Annotated in this window: 18 protein-coding genes; 6 read left to right on the top strand and 12 right to left on the bottom strand. The window is 69.3% G+C overall.

The annotated features are described in order from the left end of the window. Positions 1-10: 10 nt before the first annotated feature. On the bottom strand, positions 11-1081 hold the full coding sequence (locus AC07YS_RS25010) for an ABC transporter ATP-binding protein (protein WP_062477439.1): 1071 nt from the start codon (positions 1079-1081) through the stop codon (positions 11-13). A gap of 198 nt (positions 1082-1279) precedes the next feature. Here AC07YS_RS25010 and AC07YS_RS25005 point away from each other — a divergent pair, with 198 nt between their 5' ends. Next, the gene (locus AC07YS_RS25005) at positions 1280-2188 is read left to right on the top strand and encodes a LysR substrate-binding domain-containing protein (RefSeq protein WP_495269917.1); all 909 of its coding nucleotides are present in this window, start codon (positions 1280-1282) and stop codon (positions 2186-2188) included. Continuing rightward, a complete protein-coding gene (serB, locus tag AC07YS_RS25000) occupies positions 2185-2871 on the top strand; it encodes a phosphoserine phosphatase SerB (protein WP_495269916.1) in 687 nt (228 codons plus the stop codon). Before AC07YS_RS25005 ends, serB begins: the two co-directional genes overlap by 4 nt. On the opposite strand, the gene recG is transcribed toward serB, so the two are convergent. The 3 genes from recG to AC07YS_RS24985 are packed head-to-tail and all read right to left on the bottom strand — an operon-like array spanning position 2861 to position 7151. After that, positions 2861-4969, bottom strand: coding sequence for an ATP-dependent DNA helicase RecG (gene recG, locus AC07YS_RS24995; RefSeq protein WP_495269915.1), 2109 nt, complete (start codon positions 4967-4969; stop codon positions 2861-2863). The two genes, serB and recG, sit on opposite strands and share 11 nt — an antisense overlap. Positions 4970-4980: 11 nt before the next feature. After that, positions 4981-6471 (bottom strand): TIGR01777 family oxidoreductase, encoded by a 1491-nt coding sequence (locus AC07YS_RS24990; RefSeq protein ID WP_495269914.1) that lies wholly within the window; start codon positions 6469-6471, stop codon positions 4981-4983. Beyond that, positions 6468-7151, bottom strand: a complete 684-nt coding sequence (locus AC07YS_RS24985) for a DUF4166 domain-containing protein (protein ID WP_495269913.1) — start codon at positions 7149-7151, stop codon at positions 6468-6470. The genes AC07YS_RS24990 and AC07YS_RS24985 overlap by 4 nt, the downstream gene beginning before the upstream one ends. Positions 7152-7276: 125 nt before the next feature. On the opposite strand from AC07YS_RS24985, the gene queA reads away from it, so the two are divergent. Both queA and tgt read left to right on the top strand, forming a co-directional pair. Continuing rightward, entirely contained in the window at positions 7277-8320 is a 1044-nt protein-coding gene (queA, locus tag AC07YS_RS24980; RefSeq protein ID WP_495269912.1) for a tRNA preQ1(34) S-adenosylmethionine ribosyltransferase-isomerase QueA, read from the top strand. Between the two features lie 8 nt (positions 8321-8328). Next, the gene (gene tgt / locus AC07YS_RS24975) at positions 8329-9501 is read left to right on the top strand and encodes a tRNA guanosine(34) transglycosylase Tgt (protein ID WP_390347903.1); all 1173 of its coding nucleotides are present in this window, start codon (positions 8329-8331) and stop codon (positions 9499-9501) included. On the opposite strand, the gene AC07YS_RS24970 is transcribed toward tgt, so the two are convergent. Further along, positions 9498-9878: a hypothetical protein gene (locus AC07YS_RS24970; RefSeq protein ID WP_495269911.1), complete on the bottom strand. Its 381-nt coding sequence runs from the start codon at positions 9876-9878 to the stop codon at positions 9498-9500. The two genes, tgt and AC07YS_RS24970, sit on opposite strands and share 4 nt — an antisense overlap. Positions 9879-10013: 135 nt before the next feature. Here AC07YS_RS24970 and AC07YS_RS24965 point away from each other — a divergent pair, with 135 nt between their 5' ends. Continuing rightward, positions 10014-10796 (top strand): SDR family NAD(P)-dependent oxidoreductase, encoded by a 783-nt coding sequence (locus tag AC07YS_RS24965; RefSeq protein WP_495269910.1) that lies wholly within the window; start codon positions 10014-10016, stop codon positions 10794-10796. A 75-nt stretch (positions 10797-10871) separates the two neighbouring features. On the opposite strand, the gene AC07YS_RS24960 is transcribed toward AC07YS_RS24965, so the two are convergent. The 6 genes from AC07YS_RS24960 to AC07YS_RS24935 form a co-directional block, all read right to left on the bottom strand. Then, positions 10872-11249: a DUF3597 domain-containing protein gene (locus tag AC07YS_RS24960; RefSeq protein WP_070063202.1), complete on the bottom strand. Its 378-nt coding sequence runs from the start codon at positions 11247-11249 to the stop codon at positions 10872-10874. A 91-nt stretch (positions 11250-11340) separates the two neighbouring features. After that, positions 11341-12450, bottom strand: coding sequence for a serine endopeptidase (locus AC07YS_RS24955; RefSeq protein WP_495269909.1), 1110 nt, complete (start codon positions 12448-12450; stop codon positions 11341-11343). 31 nt (positions 12451-12481) lie between these two features. After that, positions 12482-13282 (bottom strand): DUF2145 domain-containing protein, encoded by an 801-nt coding sequence (locus tag AC07YS_RS24950; RefSeq protein ID WP_487847595.1) that lies wholly within the window; start codon positions 13280-13282, stop codon positions 12482-12484. Then, the gene (locus tag AC07YS_RS24945; RefSeq protein ID WP_495269922.1) at positions 13279-13725 is read right to left on the bottom strand and encodes a hypothetical protein; all 447 of its coding nucleotides are present in this window, start codon (positions 13723-13725) and stop codon (positions 13279-13281) included. The genes AC07YS_RS24950 and AC07YS_RS24945 overlap by 4 nt, the downstream gene beginning before the upstream one ends. Before the next feature lie 210 nt (positions 13726-13935). Next, positions 13936-15891 (bottom strand): MFS transporter, encoded by a 1956-nt coding sequence (locus tag AC07YS_RS24940; protein ID WP_495269908.1) that lies wholly within the window; start codon positions 15889-15891, stop codon positions 13936-13938. 63 nt (positions 15892-15954) lie between these two features. Beyond that, on the bottom strand, positions 15955-16812 hold the full coding sequence (locus AC07YS_RS24935) for a hypothetical protein (protein ID WP_095747243.1): 858 nt from the start codon (positions 16810-16812) through the stop codon (positions 15955-15957). 138 nt (positions 16813-16950) lie between these two features. Between AC07YS_RS24935 and AC07YS_RS24930 the strand changes: the two genes are divergently transcribed. Continuing rightward, on the top strand, positions 16951-17685 hold the full coding sequence (locus AC07YS_RS24930; RefSeq protein WP_062477478.1) for a helix-turn-helix domain-containing protein: 735 nt from the start codon (positions 16951-16953) through the stop codon (positions 17683-17685). A 7-nt stretch (positions 17686-17692) separates the two neighbouring features. Here AC07YS_RS24930 and pyrF read toward each other — a convergent pair whose 3' ends face one another. Beyond that, positions 17693-18517, bottom strand: coding sequence for an orotidine-5'-phosphate decarboxylase (gene pyrF / locus AC07YS_RS24925; protein WP_495269907.1), 825 nt, complete (start codon positions 18515-18517; stop codon positions 17693-17695). Between the last annotated feature and the right edge of the window lie 23 nt (positions 18518-18540).

The following is an 18540-nucleotide window of genomic DNA, read 5'->3' as shown; positions in this document are numbered from 1 at the left end:
GCGTGTCCGTTCAGGCGGCGACGACGCGGCTGTCGGCCGGCACCAGCACCTGCACCGCATCGCCGGCCTGGAAGTCGGCCACCATGTTGCCGGCGTGCAGCTCGACGCGGATCTCCGACTGGTCGTGCAGCCGGATGCGGTAGGCGGTCTTGAAGCCCAGGTACTGGCGGCGCAGCACCTCGCCCGCGATGGCGTTGGGCACGTGGGGCGCGGGCGCCATGAGCGACAGCGCCTCGGGGCGCGCGATGAGGATGCCCTGCGCGCCCAGCGCGGCGCCGCCCTGCTTGCCGTCCAGTTGCTGGCCGCACAGCTGGTAGCGCACGTGCGACGCGGCGCCGCCGGCGGACTCGGCCGGCACCGGGATCACGTTGGCCGAGCCGATGAAATCCGCCACGTAGGCGTTCACCGGCGTGCCGTACAGCTCTTCGGGCGTGCCCAGCTGCGCGATGCTGCCGCGGTCCATGATGGCGATGCGGTCGGACATGGCCAGCGCCTCTTCCTGGTCGTGCGTGACGAACACGGTGGTGATGCCGGCCTCGCGCACGAGGTCCAGGATCACGTCGCGCATCTGCAGGCGCATCTTGGCGTCGAGGTTGGACAGCGGCTCGTCCATCAGCAGCACGCGCGGGCGGATCACCAGCGCGCGCGCCAGCGCCACGCGCTGGCGCTGGCCGCCGCTCATCTGCGCGGGGTAGCGGTCGGCCAGTGCCAGCAGGCTCACCTTGTCCAGCGCCTCGTTGACGCGCCGGGCGATCTCGGCCTTGGGCACCTTGCGCGCACGCAGGCCGTAGGCCACGTTGTCGAACGCCGTCTTGTCGGGGAACAGCGCGTAGTCCTGGAACACCATGCCGATGTCGCGGTGGTGGGTGGACACGCGCGTCACGTCGTCCTTGTCGAAAAGAATGCGGCCGCCGTCGGGTTCGTTGAAGCCTGCGATGCAGCGCAGCAGGGTCGTCTTGCCGCAGCCGCTGGGGCCCAGCAGGGTGTAGAAGGCGCCATCGGGCACATGCAGCGACAGGTTCTGCAGCACCGTCTGGTTGGCGAACTGCTTCACGACGTTGTCGATGGTGATGGAAGCCATGTCTCTTGTTCAGGGTGGAAGGAAGCGCGATGCTAGGTGCGCCCCCTGCGTGCCACCAGCCGTATTTTTTAAGGCGGCCGGTTAGTTTTTCTGCAGGCTTCCCGGTCTACGATGCGCGCCGGCCTCCAACCCCGGGCGGCACGCAACCGAACACGAAAAGAACATGAGGAAGACAAGCCCGCTCGCCAAGGTACGCATGTGGTGACCCGACGCCTCCCCCCTTTGAAGGCGCTGCGCGCCTTCGAAGCGGCGGCGCGCCATGCCAACTTCACCGCGGCCGCCGACGAACTCAGCATCACGCACAGCGCCGTCAGCCAGCAGATCCGCCTGCTGGAGGACTACCTGGGCCAGCCGCTGTTCGCGCGCGAGGCCCGCGGCGCGACGCTGCTGCCGCATGCGCGCGACTACTTCGCCGAGGTGCAGGCCAGCCTGGACCGCATCGCCAGCGCCACGGCCGCGCTGAAGTCGCCCCACCAGCGCGCCAGCCTGCGCGTGTGCACCACGCCCTCGCTGGCGATGAAGTGGCTCATCCCGCGGCTGGCCGGCTTCCAGGCCCTGGCGCCGCAGACCGACGTGCAGCTGTCGACCCTCGGCCGCCAATTCTTCGACCAGGCCGAGGCCGGCAGCGACGTGCTGATCCGCCGCATTCCCATGCAGCGCCCCGACCACACCTGCGTGCGCTGCCTGGACGACCACCTCGTGGCCGTGGCATCGCCGCGCTTCATCGAGCGACACCGCATCGCCAGCATGGCCGACTGCCTGGGCCACCCGCTGCTGCAGGCCGCCGGCGAAGTGGAGAACTGGCCGCGCTGGTTCGAGCTGGCCGGCGTGCGCGTGCCGCCCCAGCTGCCGGGCCCCGTGTTCGACCACCAGTTTCTTTGCATGCAGGCCGCCATGAACGACCTGGGGCTCGCGCTGGCGCCCTGGTGCCTGCTCGAGGAAGACATCCGCACCGACCGGCTGCGCCTTGTGTTTCCCGAGCCGCGCCTGCCGGCCTCGGGCGTCTATGCGCTGTATCGCACCGAAGGGCCGGTGGCCGCGCTGGCACGGCAGTTCGTCGACTGGCTCGGCACGCAGCACTGGAACGCCGCACACCCCACGCCATGAACAAGACCACTTCTTCCCCCACCCTGCGGCTGTCGGACTTCAAGCTGATCGCCTTCGACATGGACTCGACGCTGATCGACATCGAGACGGTCGACGAGATCGCCGACATCGCGGGCTGCGGCCGCGAGGTCGCGGCGATCACCGAGGCCACGATGCGCGGCGAGATCACCGACTACAAGGACAGCCTGCGCCGGCGCGTGGCCCTGCTGCGCGGCGTGCCGCTGTCGACGCTGCAGACCGTGTACGACCAGCGCCTGCACCTGAACCCCGGCGCCGAGACGCTGATCGCCGCGTGCAAGCAAGCCGGCCTGCGTGTCGTGCTGCTGAGCGGCGGCTTCACCTTCTTCACCGACCGCCTGCGCGATCGATTGCAGCTGGACGACACGCGCTCCAACGTGCTGGAGATCGAAGACGGCCGGCTCACCGGGCGCATGCTGCCCCAGCCCTGGGGCGACATCTGCGACGGCGAGGCCAAGAAGGACAAGCTGCTCGAATGCTGCCGCGCGATGGGCATATCGCCGACCCAGGCCATCGCCGTGGGCGACGGCGCGAACGACCTGCCGATGATGCGTGTGGCCGGGCTGTCGGTGGCCTACCACGCCAAGCCCCTGGTGCGCGAGGCCGCCATGCTGTCGATCGACGAGGGCGGGCTCGACGGACTCCTCGACCTTCTCAGGCCTTGAGGTACTCGGCCTTGGTGCCGAGCCAGCGGTCGATGTGGCGCTGCGCCAGCTCGGGGTGCTTCTGCAGCATCACCGGCGCGAGCTCGCGCGCCCAGTCGAGCAGCAGCGTGTCGGTCGCGAGGTCGGCAAAGCGCAGCAGCGGCGCGCCCGACTGACGCGCGCCGAGGAACTCGCCGGGGCCACGGATCTCGAGATCGCGCCGCGCGATCTCGAAACCGTCGCCGGTCTCGGCCATGGCCTTGAGCCGCGCGCGCGCCGCTTCGCCCACGCGGCCGCTGTCGCCCGGCGCATAGAGCAGCACGCAGGCCGAGGCCGCCGCGCCGCGCCCCACGCGCCCGCGCAACTGGTGCAGCTGCGAGAGGCCGAAGCGCTCGGCATGCTCGATCACCATCAGCGAGGCGTTGGGCACGTCCACGCCCACCTCGATCACCGTGGTGCTCACCAGCACCTGGATCTCGTTGGCGGTGAAGGCGGCCATCACCGCCTGCTTCTCGGCCGTGGGCATGCGCGAATGCAGCAGGCCGACCTGGATGTGGTCGCCCAGCGTGCCCGCGAGTTCGTCGCGCGTCTCGGTGGCGTTGCGCAGGTCGACCGCCTCGCTCTCCTCGATCAACGGGCAGACCCAGTAGACCTGCCGGCCTTGTGAAATCTGCGCCTGGATGCGGTCGATGACCTCGTCGCGCCGGTGGTCGGCCACCAGCTTGGTGACGATGGGCGTGCGGCCGGGCGGCAGCTCGTCGAGCGTGGAGACGTCGAGGTCGGCGTAGTAGCTCATCGCGAGCGTGCGGGGAATCGGCGTGGCGCTCATCATCAGCAGGTGCGGTTCGAGGTCGCCGCCCGCCTTGCCGCGCAAGGCCAGGCGCTGCGCGACGCCGAAGCGGTGCTGCTCGTCGATGATGGCCAGCGCCAGGTTCTTGAAGCGCACCTTTTCCGAGATGACCGCGTGCGTGCCGATGACCAGCGCGGCCTCGCCGCTTTCGACAGCGGCCGACATCTCGTCGCGTTCCTTCTTCTTCTGGCTGCCCGTGAGCCAGGCCACGCGCAGGCCGCGCTCGGCCAGCAGCGGATCGAGCCAGCCGACCAGCTTGCCGAAGTGCTGGGCCGCGAGGATTTCGGTGGGCGCCATCAGCGCGCACTGGAAGCCCGCGTCGATGCAGCGCGCCGCGGCCAGCGCCGCGACCACGGTCTTGCCCGAGCCCACGTCGCCTTGCAGCAGGCGGTGCATCGGGACCTGGCGGTGCAGGTCGGCCGTGATCTCCTCGCCCACGCGCTGCTGCGCGCCAGTGAGGCCGAAGGGCAGCACGGCGAGCAACTGCGCATGCAGCGAACTCGCCGCCGCGTCGGTAGACGCAGGCAGCACCGGCGCACGCTGCGCCGCGCGCTCCAGCCGCGCCTGCAGCTGCGAGAGCTGCTGCGCCAGCAGCTCCTCGGCCTTGATGCGCTGCCACGCCGGGTGGCTGTGGTCTTCGAGCGCGGCGATCGACACGTCGGGCGTCGGGTAGTGCAGGAAGCTCAGCGCGCTGCGCAGGTCCCACGCGCCGCGCAGGCCGATCTGCACCGGAATCGTCTCGTCGAGCAGCGCGCGCGCCAGGCCCGAGCGCACCTCGCGCCGCAGCACCGGCTGCGCGAGCCCGGCCACGGTCGAGTACACCGGCGTGAGCGCGTTGGGCAGCGCCGTGCCGGCCGCCTTGACGGTCGGGTGCATGATCTGCCGCCCCACGAAACCGCCGCGCATCTCGCCGCGCACGCGCACCTGGGCGCCCACCGCCAGTTGCTTCTGCTGCGAGGGATAGAAGTTGAAGAAGCGCAGCTGGCAGGTGTCACTGCCGTCGTCGATGGTGGCGATGAGCTGGCGGCGCGGTCGGAACACCACCTCGCACTCGGTGACCACGCCCTCGACCTGCGCCATGTCGCCGTCGCGCGTGTCGGCCAGGCGCACGATGCGGGTCTCGTCCTCGTAGCGCATCGGCAGGTAGAGCGCGAAGTCGATGTCGCGCACGAGGCCGAGCTTGCGCAGCGCGCGCTGCACGAGGCTCAGGCCGGTGCCGGGCGGTGACGCCGGCGCGGCGGGGGGAGTCGGTTCTTTCTTGGCGGGCACGGACAAGGCTTCTAGCGTGGACGGCAAAGGTCCGTCAAGGCGCTGCGGGCATCGGGGAACATGAACTGGAAGCCGCTGCGCAGCAGCTGCGCCGGCACCACGCGCTGGCCTTCGAGCAGCAGGTCGGCCTGCTCGCCGAGCAGCAGCTTCACGGGCGCGGCGGGCGTGGGCATCCAGCAGGGGCGGTGCAGCACGCCGGCGGCGACGCGGGTGAAGGCCTCCTGGCTCACTGCACCCGGCGCGGTGACGTTGAAGGCCTGCGCGGCGACAGGGTCGGTGGCGGACTCCGTCACCGTCCACACATGCGCGATGGCGCGGATCAGGTCATGCACATGCACCCACGACAGCCACTGCCGCCCGCTGCCCAGGCGCCCGCCCATGCCCAGCTGCACCGGCATCAGCAGCTGCGGCAGCGAGCCCTGGTGGCCCAGCACGAAGCCGAAGCGCAGGCAGGCCACGCGAACGCCGTGCGCCACGGCCGCGTGCGCGGCCCGCTCCCAGCGCTGGCACAGCGTCGACATGAAGATGTTCTGCGGTGGCGCGTCTTCGGTGAGTTCGGCGGCGTCGCCCTGCGGCTGCACGCCGTAGTAGCCGATGGCGGAACCCGAGAGCAGCAGCCACGGCTTGCGCGGGCGCGTGGCGATCCATGCGACGAGCTGCTGCGTCAGGCCTTCGCGGCTTTGCAGGAGTTGCTGCTGGCGCCGTGCACTCCAGCGCTGGCCGAGGATGCGTGCGCCCGCGAGGTTGACGACCACGTCGACGGCGTCCGCGGCGGGAATCTGGTCGAGCGACTGCACGCAGCGCACCGCGCCGCCAAAGCCCCAGGCGGCGGCGCGCGCGTCGCGCGTCCACACCGTCACCGCATGGCCGTCGTCCAGCAGGTGGCGCACGAGGATCTGGCCGATGAAGCCGGTGCCGCCCGTCACCAGCACCTGCTGCGGCGTCGTGCCGAAATGCACCGGGGCCTCGACGGCGCGCACCTGCGCCTGCTTCTGCTGTTTGAACAAGGCGCGCGCCGCGAAGCCGTCGCGCAGGCCCGAGATACCGACACCCACGCCGCACAACGCCAGGAAGGCGCTGAGCCAGCCGTGCGGCTGCCACACCATCGCCGTCGGTTGCGCTGCCCAGCCGACCGCGCTCATCGCCAGCAGCGCGATGAACGCGCCGGCGTTGATGGCCAGCACTGTGTGCGTCACGCGCTCGGTGGGCGGCAGCAGGCGGCTGCCGTCTTCGACCACGAAGTCCCACAGCGTGAGCACGATCTCGACGCCGAACACCACGAGCAGCACCCACGCCCACGCGCCGTGCCAGGCCCATGCCGACAGGCCGAGGAACAGCGCGCAATAAATCGACGAGCGCGTGGCGTGGATCGCCAGCTCGCGCCCCGCCGTGCCGCGGCGCGGCAGCGCCTCGGTGCCTTCGTGGTGGTAGAGCGTGTCGAAGGCGCCCAGCGCGCCTTGCGCCGCCATGAGCTGCAGGGCCAGCAGGTGCGTGTCGATCATGCGGACACCGCCTGCGCCTGCGGCTCCGGCACTTCCTCGAACACGCCGACCTGCGTGAAGGTCGTGCCCATGAGGCAGTGGCGGATCTCGATGCGGATGTTGAAGCGCTCGGGCGTCTCGTTGTGGTGCCAGAGAAAAGTCTTGCCCGGCGTGAACAGGCCCGGCAGCGGAATGCGCCAGCCGAACAGCTCCCAGAAATAGCCGTCGCTCTGGAAATGCAGGCTGCCGTTGGGTTCCACGCTCAGCACCAGCTTCATGCCCAGCCCCATGCCCACGTACTCCAGCACCTCGCCGCGTTCGCTCTCGCGCATGAAGCTGGTGAACTGGATGGGTTGGCGGCCGTGCAGGCGGTAGATGCGCTGCTTGTAGATGGCCGGGTCGTCGGGCCGGGCGTAGACCTGGATCTCGACCGGGAAGTGGCTGTCGCTGTAGGGGATCAGCGCGCCCTGGATCATCGGCTGCGTGAGGTGCCCCAAGAGCTTGCCGAAGCGCGAGCAGCGCAGCTCGCTGAGCGCGCCCAGGTAGTGCAGCGCCTTGCCCGGCAGGGGGTTCTTGTCGAAGCGCCGGCGGATGTCGGGGTGCAGCCCCATCCAGGCGCCGCCCAGTATCTTCTTGAAGAGCTCGCCTTCGGAAGGAGGGGCAGGGGACGGCGTGACACGCGCGACGGAAGAATCGACCATGCATCGATTCTGCCTCGGCAACCCCCGGCGGCGCCCGTGATTCCGGGCCATGGGACAATCGCCGCTCTCCGCCTTTTTCTCTTCCCATGCCTCCTTGGCACGGGCCCGTCCGGCCCTCAAGCACCATGCGCGCCTTCACGCTTTCCGATTTCGATTTCCATCTGCCGCTCGAGCTGGTGGCACAACACCCGGCCACCGAACGCACTGCCTCCCGTCTGCTCGATGGCACAGGCCCCGCCCCGGCCGACCGCATCTTCAAGGAACTGCCCTCGCTGCTGCGCGCGGGCGACCTGCTGGTCTTCAACGACACACGCGTGGTCAAGGCGCGCCTGTTCGGCGAGAAGCCGACCGGCGGGAAGCTCGAGCTGCTGGTCGAGCGCGTGCTGCAGGGCCACGAGGTGGTCGCGCACATGAAGGTCAGCAAGAAGCCGCCCGTGGGCACCACGCTCGAGATGGTGGGCGGCTTTCGCGCCACGCTGCTGGGCCGCTGGCCCGAGGAAGACGGCGCGCTGTTCCGCTTCGGCTTCGAGAGCGACGCGGGCGAAGACCCGTACGCGCTGATGCAGCGCTGCGGCCATGTGCCGCTGCCGCCCTACATCACGCACACCGATTCGGCCGACGACGAGAGCCGCTACCAGACCGTGTTCGCGCGCGTGCCCGGCGCCGTGGCCGCGCCCACGGCCGCATTGCATTTCGACGAAGGCCTGCTGGCCGAACTCGAAGCGCGCGGCGTGCAGCGCGCCAACGTCACGCTGCACGTGGGCGCCGGCACCTTCCAGCCGGTGAAGACCGAGAACATCGCCGAACACACGATGCACGCCGAGCGCTACGAAGTGCCCGAGGCCACGCAGCGCGCCATTGCCGAATGCAAGGCCCGCGGCGGGCGCGTGGTCGCCGTGGGCACGACCACGGTGCGCACGCTCGAGTCGTGGGCAAAAAGCGGCGAGGCCACGGGCGACACGCGCATCTTCATCACGCCGGGCTTCGCCTTCGAACACGTCGACGTGCTGGTGACCAACTTCCATCTGCCCAAGAGCACGCTGATGATGCTGGTCTCGGCCTTCGCGGGCTACGAGCGCGTGATGGCGCTGTATGCCCACGCCATCGCCAACGGCTACCGCTTCTTCAGCTACGGCGACGCCATGCTGCTCGCACGCACCCAGGACTGAACGACATCATGCTGAACTTCGAACTCCTCAAGACCGACCCCGACAGCCACGCGCGCCGCGCCACGCTCACGCTCAACCACGGCAAGGTCCAGACGCCGATCTTCATGCCCGTGGGCACCTACGGCACCGTCAAGGGCGTGATGCCGCGCAGCCTCGAAGAGATGGGCGCGCAGATCATCCTGGGCAACACCTTCCACCTGTGGATGCGCCCGGGCCTGGACGTGATGGCGAGCTTCGGCGGGCTGCACCAGTTCGAGAAATGGGACAAGCCCATCCTCACCGACTCGGGCGGCTTCCAGGTGTGGTCGCTGGGCGCGATGCGCAAGATCAGCGAAGAGGGCGTGAAGTTCGCGTCGCCCGTCAACGGCGACAAGCTGTTCCTCACGCCCGAGGTCTCGATGCAGATCCAGACCATCCTGAACAGCGACATCGTGATGCAGTTCGACGAGTGCACGCCCTACGACACCAAGGGCCACATCACGACCGAGGCCGAGGCGCGCGTCTCGATGGAACTGAGCCTGCGCTGGGCCAAGCGCTGCCAGGCGGAGTTCACGCGCCTGCAGAACCCCAACGCACTGTTCGGCATCGTGCAGGGCGGCATGTTCGAGAACCTGCGCGAGGAGTCGCTGGCGGCGCTGGTCGACATGGACTTCCCCGGCTACGCCATCGGCGGCGTGAGCGTGGGCGAGCCCAAGGAAGAGATGCTGCACATCATGGGCCACACGCCGCACCGGCTGCCCGCGAACAAGCCGCGCTACCTGATGGGCGTGGGCACGCCCGAGGACCTGGTGCAGGGCGTGGCCGACGGCGTCGACATGTTCGACTGCGTGATGCCCACGCGCAATGCGCGCAACGGCACGATGTTCACGCGCTTCGGCGACCTGAAGATGCGCAACGCGCGCCACAAGAGCGACCCGCAGCCGGTCGACCCGAGCTGCACCTGCCACGCCTGCGCGGGCACCTCGGGCGTGAGCTGGAACGACGGCGGGCGCGAAGGCTTCAGCCGCGCCTACCTGCACCACCTGGACCGCTGCGGCGAAATGCTCGGCCCGATGCTGTGCACGATCCACAACCTGCACTACTACCTGAACCTGATGACGGAGATCCGCGCGGCGCTCGACGCGGGCACGTTCACGGAATTCCGCGCACGGTTCAAGTCCGATCGCGCGCGCGGCGTCTAGGACTTTGCGGCGCCCGGCGGCCTGATGGCCAGGGGCGTCGCGTAGGGTTCGATGCGCAGCAGCTCGTTCCTGAAGACCACGACCTGCCTGAGCGGCGCCTGCACCAGCGCCCCGCTGGCGTCCTTGTGCGAGGCGTACTGCCAGAGCGTGAGCTGACCCTTCTCGGCCAGCATGGCGGCCAGCCGCTGCACGGGCGGCGCCGCGCCGGCGCCCAGCTGGGCCGCCTCGATGCCCACCACGATGTCGTCGCGCGGCGAGACCACCTTGAAGAGCAGCACGGGCGCCGGTGCCGGTGCCTGCGCGCGGACGTGCCGCGCCGCGAAGGCGGCCGGAAGCAGCGCGAGGCAGAAGACGAAGCGGCGGTTGAAGGAGCTCATGGGCCGAAGCGTATGCCTGCCACGGCGCACTGCCCACAGGCCGGAAGCCATACGCCGGGTGGAGGCCCGGCCGGTACCAGGGACGCCGTCATCCGGTACGCTTGCCCTGTCTTCACTGCGGTTGTCCTCACCCTCATGACCAACGCCTCCCCACCCACGGCCTATACCGCCCGCTACCCCTCGCTGGCCGACCGCACCGTGTTCATCTCGGGCGGCGCCAGCGGCATCGGCGAATCGCTGGTGCGGGCTTTTCATGCCCAAGGCGCGAAGGTCGGCTTCTGCGACCTCGACACCGCCGCCGGCGATGCGCTCGCCGCGCAGCTGCAGAGCGCGCACCCCGCGCTGTTCGTGCCCTGCGACGTGACCGACACGGCCGCGCTCGCCGCCGCCATCGACGCGGTGCGCCAGCGCTTCGGGCCGGTGTCGGTGCTGCTGAACAACGCGGCCAACGACCGCCGCCACGAGATGGCCGACGTGACCAGCGACGACTTCGACCGCCTCGTGGCCGTCAACCTCAAGCACCAGTTCTTTGCCGCGCAGGCCGTGGCCGACGACATGCGCGCGTTGGGCGGCGGCTCGATCGTCAACTTCGGCTCGATCAGCTGGCTCATGAAGGGCCGCGGCTACCCGGTCTACCAGGCCTGCAAGGCGGGCGTGATCGGCCTCACGCGCTCGCTGGCGCGCGACCTGGGCAAGCAGAACATCCGGGTCAACACGATCATGCCGGGCTGGGTGATGACCGAGCGGCAGATCAAGCTGTGGGTGAAGCCCGAATCCGCCGCGGAGATCGATGCGGCGCAATGCCTGCCGGGCCGCGTGATGGCGGAAGACATCGCCGCGATGGCGCTGTTCCTCGCGGCCGACGATTCGCGCATGTGCACCGCGCAGGACTACGTGGTGGACGCAGGCTGGACCTGAAGCACTTCAACTAACGGTCGCCCCAAAGAAAAAGCCCGGCATGCCGGGCTTTTTGCTGCGTGGGTGGCGGGACGATCAGTCGCGCAGTTCGGCCGGCAGCGTGCCGCCATTGGCGGCGATGCGGCTCATCACCTGCTTGTGCAGGCCGATGTTCCATTCGGCCGAACCCGGTTCGCCGTTGCTGTAGAGGATTTCGCTGGCCAGTTCCTTGCGCGCGGCGAGGCTGCTGTCCAGGCCCAGCAACTTGAGCAGGTCGACGATCGAGGTGCGCCAGTTCAGGCCGGCGGCACCTGGCATCGCGTCCAGGACGGCGGGCACGTCGCCCAGCGGGATCGCGGGCGGCGGTGCGGCAACGGCCGGCGCGCCGGGTGCAGCCGCCGGCGGTGCGGCGACGACTTCAGCGGCGTTGGCCGACGGAAAAATCTTGGAAAAAATCTTGCCGAAAATGCTCATGGGTGTGCTCCGTCAATGTGAATGGGAAAACCCGCGGCACGGCGTTGCGTGACGCAGCCCGGGGTTGTAGCACGACCGTGCGGCGCTTTCGCTACGTGGCCGGCTGAACCGGCGCGCCCGGCGTGACCGATTGCGCAGTGCCGGTCACAGGTGTATGCGGCGCCTGTGCAGCGGCCGAGGTTCCGCAAGCGTGGCAGAACTTGGAGAACGCGCTCTTGCGCGTGCTGCAGTGGCCGCAGTGGTCGAACAGGCCGATGCCGCAGTGCGGGCAGAAGTCGATCTCGTTGTTCTTCAGGTCGACCGGCCGCTCGCAGCCGGGGCACACGCTCTTGGCCAGGCGGGCCAGCGCGACGTCGTAGCTCAGCTCTTCGCGGCGCACCTGGTCGGGCTGCTGCTCGGCGAGCTTCTGGCGCGCCAGGTAGCGGTTGAGCGCCACGATGGCATAGCGCCCCACCAGCACCGTGAGCACGATGCCTACCACGTAGCGCACGTAGCCGCCGTAGCTCGGCAGGTAGGGCACCAGCTCGACGAAGAAGGCAAACAGCGCAAAGAAGATGAAGCCCCACACGAAGGGCCAGTAGGTGCTCTTGCGCTTCTTCACGAACAGCCAGCCGGCCACCAGCAGCAGCGGCAGGGTCAGCGCGAGCCGGTAGCCGAACACGCGCAGTTCGACGCGGCGGTACTCGGCGTCCAGGCGCTGCTGCGCGTCGTGCTCCAGCACGCCCAATGCCGCGCGCGCACGCTGCTCGGCCTGGCGCGCGTCCAGCGCGATCTGGCGCTGGGCGTCGGCCTTGCGCTGCGCCGCGTCTTCCTTCTGCTTGAAGGCGTCGAGCGCCTTGGTGCGCGCGATGAGCTCGGTGTCCTGGTCGGGCTGCGCGGTGGCGCGGCGCGTGGCGATCCAGTTGCCGAAGGTCTCGCGCGCATTGGCGCTGGCCTGCTGCGCGGTGTTGAGCTGCAGCTGCGCCTGGTCGAGGTCGCGCGCGGCCTGCAGCTCGACGGCCTCCGAGGCCTTGATGGTGGCGCGCAGCGGTTCGGCGGCGGGCTTGTCGATGAAGTCGTCGAGCACGCGCACGCGCTCGACCTGCGGCAGGTCGCCCACGATCGTGCTGCCCAGCCCGATCAGGAAGCTCGCGAACACGAACGCCACCAGCCACAGGCCGCGGCGGAACCACTTCTCGGACAGGCGCAGGGATTTGCTCATGGTCTTTCCTTCTTTCTTTTCTTCGTTTCGCTCAGAGCTTGAGTGTGACTGGCGCCGCGCCCAGGCCCGCGCGCGGCAGCCAGGTGAACACCGAGTCGACGGTCACGGTCTCGATGCGGTCCGAGAACCGCTTCTCGTTCGGATGATCGTCGAAAGCGATGTTGGCCGAGCCCACGCGACCGCCCAGGCGGGTCAACGGGCCGAGGTTCAGCGTGGTGGGCTCGTAGCCCTTGAACTGCAGCCAGGCCTGCGCCTGCGCGCGGGTGCCGATGGTGGCGGGTTCCATCGCGGCGGCCAGGGTCTCGATGGCCCACTGGTTCGACTGCTGGTACTTCTGGCCCCAGGCGTAGCTCACGATGCTGTAGGGCGCCACGTTCAGGCGCACGAGGCGCGCATCGGGCTCGCGCAGCGCGGCCATCAGCTGCGCCTGCACCGCCGGCGTGGGCACGGACCAGGCGGCCTCGTAGCGCCACAGGTCGTCGAGGAAGAACTCGCCCAGCCCCTGCCGGTAGACCGCGGCCACCGCCGTGCCGCAGTGATTGAGCTTGTGCACCACGCGCCACGGGCCCTCGTCGGTCTTGTAGGCGATGCCCAGGTGCGAATAGCGCAGGCCGTACTTGCTCAGGTCCTGTCCGGCGCGCGCCAGGATGACCACGCGCGCGCCGCTGGCGTCGAGCTGCTGCGAGGTGCGCTCGGCCAGCTGCATGCCCTTGACGATCAGCGCCGGCGTCGGCCTGACCTGTTCGCACGAGCGGCCGGCATTCGCCTGCAGCGGCAGCACCGCAGCGATGGCGAACGCCAGCAGCAGCGCGGGGCGCAGGGCGGGTTTCACGACAGTCTTTCGTTGTGGAGCAGTGCGCGGCCGACCGCGTTGGGCACGAAGGCCAGCACCTCGCCGGCAGCCGAGAGCACGACCCCCGTGCCGATCACGCTGACGACCACGGCCGTGCCGGCAACCACCGACACGCCGCGGGTGGCACGCCCCATCACCTTGACGCTGGCGCGGGCGCCGTCCGAGGCGCGTTCGAGCAGGTAGACGGTGCCGTCGACCGAGGCCTCGACCGCGATCACGGTGAGCACCGAGCCACCCACCGACAGCGCCGCGGGCACGGCGACCACCGCGGTGGCCGAGGCGCCGACGACCGACGCAGCACCGACCACCGAGGCCACGGGCAGCAGCGACAGCGCGGCCGAGGCCTCGCTCTGCGCCCGTGCGGGCAGCGGCGTCGCGACACCCGCGAACGCGGCGCAGGCGGCGAAGGCCAGGGCGGCCATCGACCGCGCCAGGGCGGTCTTGCGCGAAGCCGGCAGGTCGCGCTGGGTGATCGAAACGGTGGAGGATGAGAGGGGTTGCATGAAGGCCTCGCTGCGCAGTGAAGGTGAGCGAATGATGGTTCGCCTTCACGCCGCGGGGCTCGAATACTTCAACCAGTTGCGATCCTGGCATCCCGCAGTATCCCGAAGAGATACTTTGGGGCGCACGCCTCAGGTGGCCAGCAGGCCGGCCACGCGCTGGCGCAGCGTCTCGGGCTGCACCTCCTGCGGCGCCACAGGGTGGCCCACGCGCAGGCCCACGCGGCTGAAGAAGCCGCGGCGGAAAGGCTTGGTCATGGCGACCTGCTGGCCGCCGCGCAGCTCGATGCGGCTGAAGTACGAGCCCCAGAGGTTGGTCAGCGCCATCGGGACCACGGGCGGCTCGATGCCTTCGGCGCGTGCGCCCTCGAGGATCTTCATCACACCGCCCTTGAAGGGCTGCAGCTCGCCGTCGCGCGTGATCGCGCCTTCGGGGAAGATGCCCAGCAGGTCGCCCTCGCGCAGCACGCCGATGGCCTTGGCAAAGGCCGCCTCGTAAGCGGCCGGGTCTTCCTTCTGCGGCGCGATCGGAATGGCCTTGGCCAGCTTGAACAGCCAGCCGAGCACCGGCACCTTGAAGATGCGGTGGTCCATGATGAAACGGATCGGGCGCGGGCTCGCCGCCATCAGCAGCACCGCGTCGATGAAACTCACGTGGTTGCACACCAGCACGGCGGCGCCCTCGGTGGGAATGTGCTGGTCGTCCTTGATGTCGAAGCGGTACACGAAGCGCGACAGCACCCAGGCCACGAAGCGCAGCAGGTACTCGGGCACCAGCATGAAGATGTAGAACGCGACCACCGCGTTGGCGATGCCGGTGAACAGGAAGATCTGCGGAATGGTGAAGCCCGCGCCCAGCAGCGCGCCCGCCAGCACCGAGCTGCCGATCATGAAGAGCGCATTGAGGATGTTGTTCGCCGCGATGATCCGCGCGCGGTGCGTGGGCTGGCTGCGCAACTGGATCAGGGCGTACATCGGCACGCTGTACAGGCCCGCGAAGAGCGACAGCAGCGCGAGGTCGGCCATCACGCGCCAATGCGCGGCCTGGTGGACGAAAGCGCCCAGGCCCATGCCGGCCGAAGGCGGCAAGGCGCGCGAGGCAAAGTACAGGTCGATGGCGAACACGCTCATGCCGATGGCGCCCAGCGGCACGAGGCCGATCTCGACCTGCCGGCGGCTCAGCGTCTCGCACAGCAGCGAGCCCACGCCGATGCCCACCGAGAACACCACCAGCAGCAGCGACGCCACCTGCTCGTCGCCGTGCAGCACTTCCTTCGCGAAGCTGGGGAACTGGCTCAGGAACACCGCGCCGAAGAACCACATCCACGAGATGCCCAGCAGCGAGCGGAACACCACGATGTTCTCGCGCGCCAGCATCAGGTTGCGCCAGGTTTCGCTGAAGGGGTTCCAGTTGATGACCAGGCTGGGGTCGGTGGCCGGCGCGGGCGGAATGGCCTGCGCCACGCCGCGCCCCACCAACGCCAGCAGCAGGCAGGCCACGGCCACCGTGGTGTGGCCGATCTGCGGCATCGCCACCAGCAGCCCGCCCGCCACCTGGCCCAGCAGGATGGCGACGAAGGTGCCCATCTCGACCATGCCGTTGCCGCCCGTGAGCTCGCGCGAGTCGAGCACCTGCGGCAGGTAGGCGAACTTGACCGGCCCGAACAGCGTGGAGTGCAACCCCATGAGGAACACGCAGCCCAGCAGCACCACCGCGTCGGCGCGCACGAAGCCCCAGGCGGCGATCACCATGATCGCGATCTCGAGGTTCTTGACGAAGCGGATCATCTTCGTCTTGTCGAACTTGTCGGTCAGCTGCCCGGCCGTGGCCGAGAACAGCAGGAAGGGCAGGATGAACAGCGCGCCGATCACCAGCCCCGCCATGGCCGGCGGCATCCAGCTCAGTTGCAGCTGGTAGGTCACCATGACGGTGAAGGCGAACTTGAAGAGGTTGTCGTTCGCGGCGCCCGCGAACTGGGTCCAGAAGAAGGGCGCGAAGCGCCGCTGGCCGAGCAGGGCGAACTGGTTCGCGTGGGCGTTGGGCTCATGCACCACGGGCGCAGTCGCGGCGGCGGCGGGGGTTGTCATGCGATGCAATCTCCTCTTTGTCTTCTACCGCTGCGCCACCGGCGTTCCAGTGGCCAAGCCGCGTCATGCCGCGATGGCGGCTGGGTCGGGATTGTGCCGCAGCAGGGTGGCGCGCCAGCCCTTTTCAAGACGGTACAGCGCCATCAGCACAGGCAGGCCGGCCAGCGACGCCACCAGGTGCTTGAGCGTGTGGCCCGACACGAGGTGGCCGGTGGCTTCGTAGATGGCGTGGTCGCCCAGTTCGAAGGCCTTGGCCACCACATAGAACGCGATCACCCAGCCCAGCTTGAGCCCGACGGCGCCGCGCATCGGCGTGGCCAGCGCCAGCGTGAGCACCACCGCCATGCCGCCGAACTGCACCAGCGCCCAGGGCAGCACGTTGCCGGTTTCCTGGCAGACCTCGGCGGCCAGCAGGCCGGCCGTGAGCACGAACCAGGCGGCCGGCCAGCCGGCGCGCTGGCTGACGCGTTCGCAGACGGCGATGCCGATCAGGCCCGCGAAGGCCACGGCCATGCCGGCGCGGTCGGCGGCGAGGCGGGGCGCGTCGGGCATCAGGTGATAGAAGGCCGAGCCGGCGGCGGTGGCGATCAGGCCGGCGAAGAACAGCCAGGCGCAGTCCAGCGTGTTGTCGGGCGGGTCGTTGGCGGGCGGCGCCAGCGGGAACCCGGCCAGCGCCTCCTGGTGCGAGCGGTCGATGCGGTTGAGCCGGTACAGCCCCAGGCAGCCGATGGCCAGGAACGGCAGGTTGCTCAGCACGTCCATCGCGTTGGGCAGATGAAACAGCGGCCGGTTGTCGGCGAACACGGAGGCGATCGCCACGTCGGCGGCCGGCAGCGCCGGGCCGAAGAAGGCGATCAGCAAGAGCAGCGCGAAGGTGAACAACAGTCCGCGTTCGCGACGTGTCAGGGTGGGCAGAAGCATGGCGTTCCTCGGTGGGGTGGTGGCTGGCGGGTGGAATCTAGTTGCCAGCCCTCCCCCAGGCATCGAGAATCGATACGAGGCACTATTTCACTCCCTTCGGTATCCTTTTTCTATACCTTCAACCCGTACCCTCCCTTCATGAGCACCACCGTCGACCTGGTCCAGGCCCTCAAGAACGAACTCAAAAGCGCCCGCATGACGTATGCCGACCTGGCCCGGTCGCTGGACATGGCGGAGTCCAGCGTCAAGCGCATGCTGGCCAAGAGCGACATGCCGCTGTCGCGCGTCGATGCGATCTGCCGCGCCCTGAAGATCGATTTCGCCGAGCTGGCGCGGCGCGTGGCCGACGCCCAGCCGCTGCTGAAGGAGCTGACCCACGAGCAGGAAAAGGCCGTGGTCAAGGACAAGAAGCTGCTGCTGGTGGCGATCAGCGTGCTGAGCCAGTGGACGCTGGAGCAGATCGTGTCGTCGTACCGGATCACCGAGGCCGAGTGCATCGGCTGCCTGGCGCAGCTGGACCGCATCGGCATCATCGAGCTGCGCCCGCTCAACCGGTACCGCCTGAAGCTCGCGAAGACCTTCCGCTGGCGCCCGCACGGCCCGGTGATGGAGTTCTTCCGCGAGAACGTGGTGCTCGACTACTACAAGGGCGGCTTCGACGGCCCGGCCGAGGGCCTGCTGCTGGTGCACGGCTCGATCAGCCGGTCGCTCGCGCCCGCCTTCATGGAGCGGCTGCAGCGCGTGGCGCAAGACTTTGCGCAGCAGCACCAGACCGACCAGAAGCTGTCGGCCAAGGACCGCGAGGGCTACACCCTGCTGCTGGGCATGCGCAACTGGGAGTTCGAGCTCTTCACCCGCCTGCGGCGGAACTGAAGGCCCGTCAGGGCTTCGCTGCTTCCAATGCGTCGCGCGTGGTGCGCGCCGCGTTCTTCGCCGCGTCGGCGAAGTCTTCGCCCGACGAGGCGTAGATGATCGCCCGCGACGAGTTCACGATGATCGGCGCGTCGGCGCGCCAGCCGGCGCGCACGGTGGCGACTGCGTCGCCGCCCTGGGCACCGACGCCCGGGATCAGCAGCGGCACCGTCGGCGCGAGTTCGCGCACGCGCTCGATCTCGGCCGGGTAGGTCGCGCCTACCACGAGGCCGAGCTGGCCGTTGAGGTTCCACGGGCCTTGCGTCAGGCGGGCGACGTGCTCGTACAGGAAGGGCTGGCCCTCGACGCTGGCCAGGCGCTGGCCCTGCAGGTCGGAACCGCCGGGGTTGCTGGTGCGGCACAGCAGGAAGGCGCCCTTGCCTTCGTACTGGAGATACGGCGCGACCGAGTCGAAGCCCATGAAGGGCGACAGGGTCACGGCGTCGGCGCCGTAGCGCTCGAAGGCTTCGAGCGCGTACTGCTCGGCGGTGGAGCCGATGTCGCCGCGCTTGGCGTCCAGGATGGTGGGCACGTGGGGCGCGTTGCGGCGCATGTGCTCCATCAGGCGTTCGAGCTGGTCTTCGGCGCGGTGGGCCGCGAAGTAGGCGATCTGGGGCTTGAAGGCGATGACCAGGTCGGCCGTCGCGTCGACGATGCGCGCGCAGAAGTCATAGATGCGGCTGGCGTCGCCCTTGTACGCCCCCGGGAATTTGGCTGGCTCCGGGTCGAGGCCCACGCAGAGCAACGAACCGTTGGTTTGCTGTGCAGCGGCCAGCTTGTCGAGGAAAGTCATGGGGCCCGATTTTACGGACCCCG

The sequence above is a fragment of the Variovorax sp. GW458-11-26-14-LB1 genome, from assembly GCF_059423965.1.
Note: the sequence above shows the minus strand (reverse complement) of the source record. Positions and strands in the feature narration are given on the sequence as shown.

What these genes read in the sequence shown, in the direction of transcription:
- pyrF (WP_495269907.1), bottom strand. Translation starts at nt 18,517, where the DNA reads ATGACTTTCCTCGACAAGCTGGCCGCTGCACAGCAAACCAACGGTTCG.
- serB (WP_495269916.1), top strand. Translation starts at nt 2,185, where the DNA reads ATGAACAAGACCACTTCTTCCCCCACCCTGCGGCTGTCGGACTTCAAG.
- AC07YS_RS25010 (WP_062477439.1), bottom strand. Translation starts at nt 1,081, where the DNA reads ATGGCTTCCATCACCATCGACAACGTCGTGAAGCAGTTCGCCAACCAG.
- AC07YS_RS24945 (WP_495269922.1), bottom strand. Translation starts at nt 13,725, where the DNA reads ATGGCCGCCCTGGCCTTCGCCGCCTGCGCCGCGTTCGCGGGTGTCGCG.
- tgt (WP_390347903.1), top strand. Translation starts at nt 8,329, where the DNA reads ATGCTGAACTTCGAACTCCTCAAGACCGACCCCGACAGCCACGCGCGC.
- AC07YS_RS24940 (WP_495269908.1), bottom strand. Translation starts at nt 15,891, where the DNA reads ATGACAACCCCCGCCGCCGCCGCGACTGCGCCCGTGGTGCATGAGCCC.
- AC07YS_RS24990 (WP_495269914.1), bottom strand. Translation starts at nt 6,471, where the DNA reads ATGATCGACACGCACCTGCTGGCCCTGCAGCTCATGGCGGCGCAAGGC.
- AC07YS_RS24985 (WP_495269913.1), bottom strand. Translation starts at nt 7,151, where the DNA reads ATGGTCGATTCTTCCGTCGCGCGTGTCACGCCGTCCCCTGCCCCTCCT.
- AC07YS_RS24930 (WP_062477478.1), top strand. Translation starts at nt 16,951, where the DNA reads ATGAGCACCACCGTCGACCTGGTCCAGGCCCTCAAGAACGAACTCAAA.
- AC07YS_RS24960 (WP_070063202.1), bottom strand. Translation starts at nt 11,249, where the DNA reads ATGAGCATTTTCGGCAAGATTTTTTCCAAGATTTTTCCGTCGGCCAAC.
- AC07YS_RS24955 (WP_495269909.1), bottom strand. Translation starts at nt 12,450, where the DNA reads ATGAGCAAATCCCTGCGCCTGTCCGAGAAGTGGTTCCGCCGCGGCCTG.
- AC07YS_RS24935 (WP_095747243.1), bottom strand. Translation starts at nt 16,812, where the DNA reads ATGCTTCTGCCCACCCTGACACGTCGCGAACGCGGACTGTTGTTCACC.
- queA (WP_495269912.1), top strand. Translation starts at nt 7,277, where the DNA reads ATGCGCGCCTTCACGCTTTCCGATTTCGATTTCCATCTGCCGCTCGAG.
- AC07YS_RS24970 (WP_495269911.1), bottom strand. Translation starts at nt 9,878, where the DNA reads ATGAGCTCCTTCAACCGCCGCTTCGTCTTCTGCCTCGCGCTGCTTCCG.
- AC07YS_RS24965 (WP_495269910.1), top strand. Translation starts at nt 10,014, where the DNA reads ATGACCAACGCCTCCCCACCCACGGCCTATACCGCCCGCTACCCCTCG.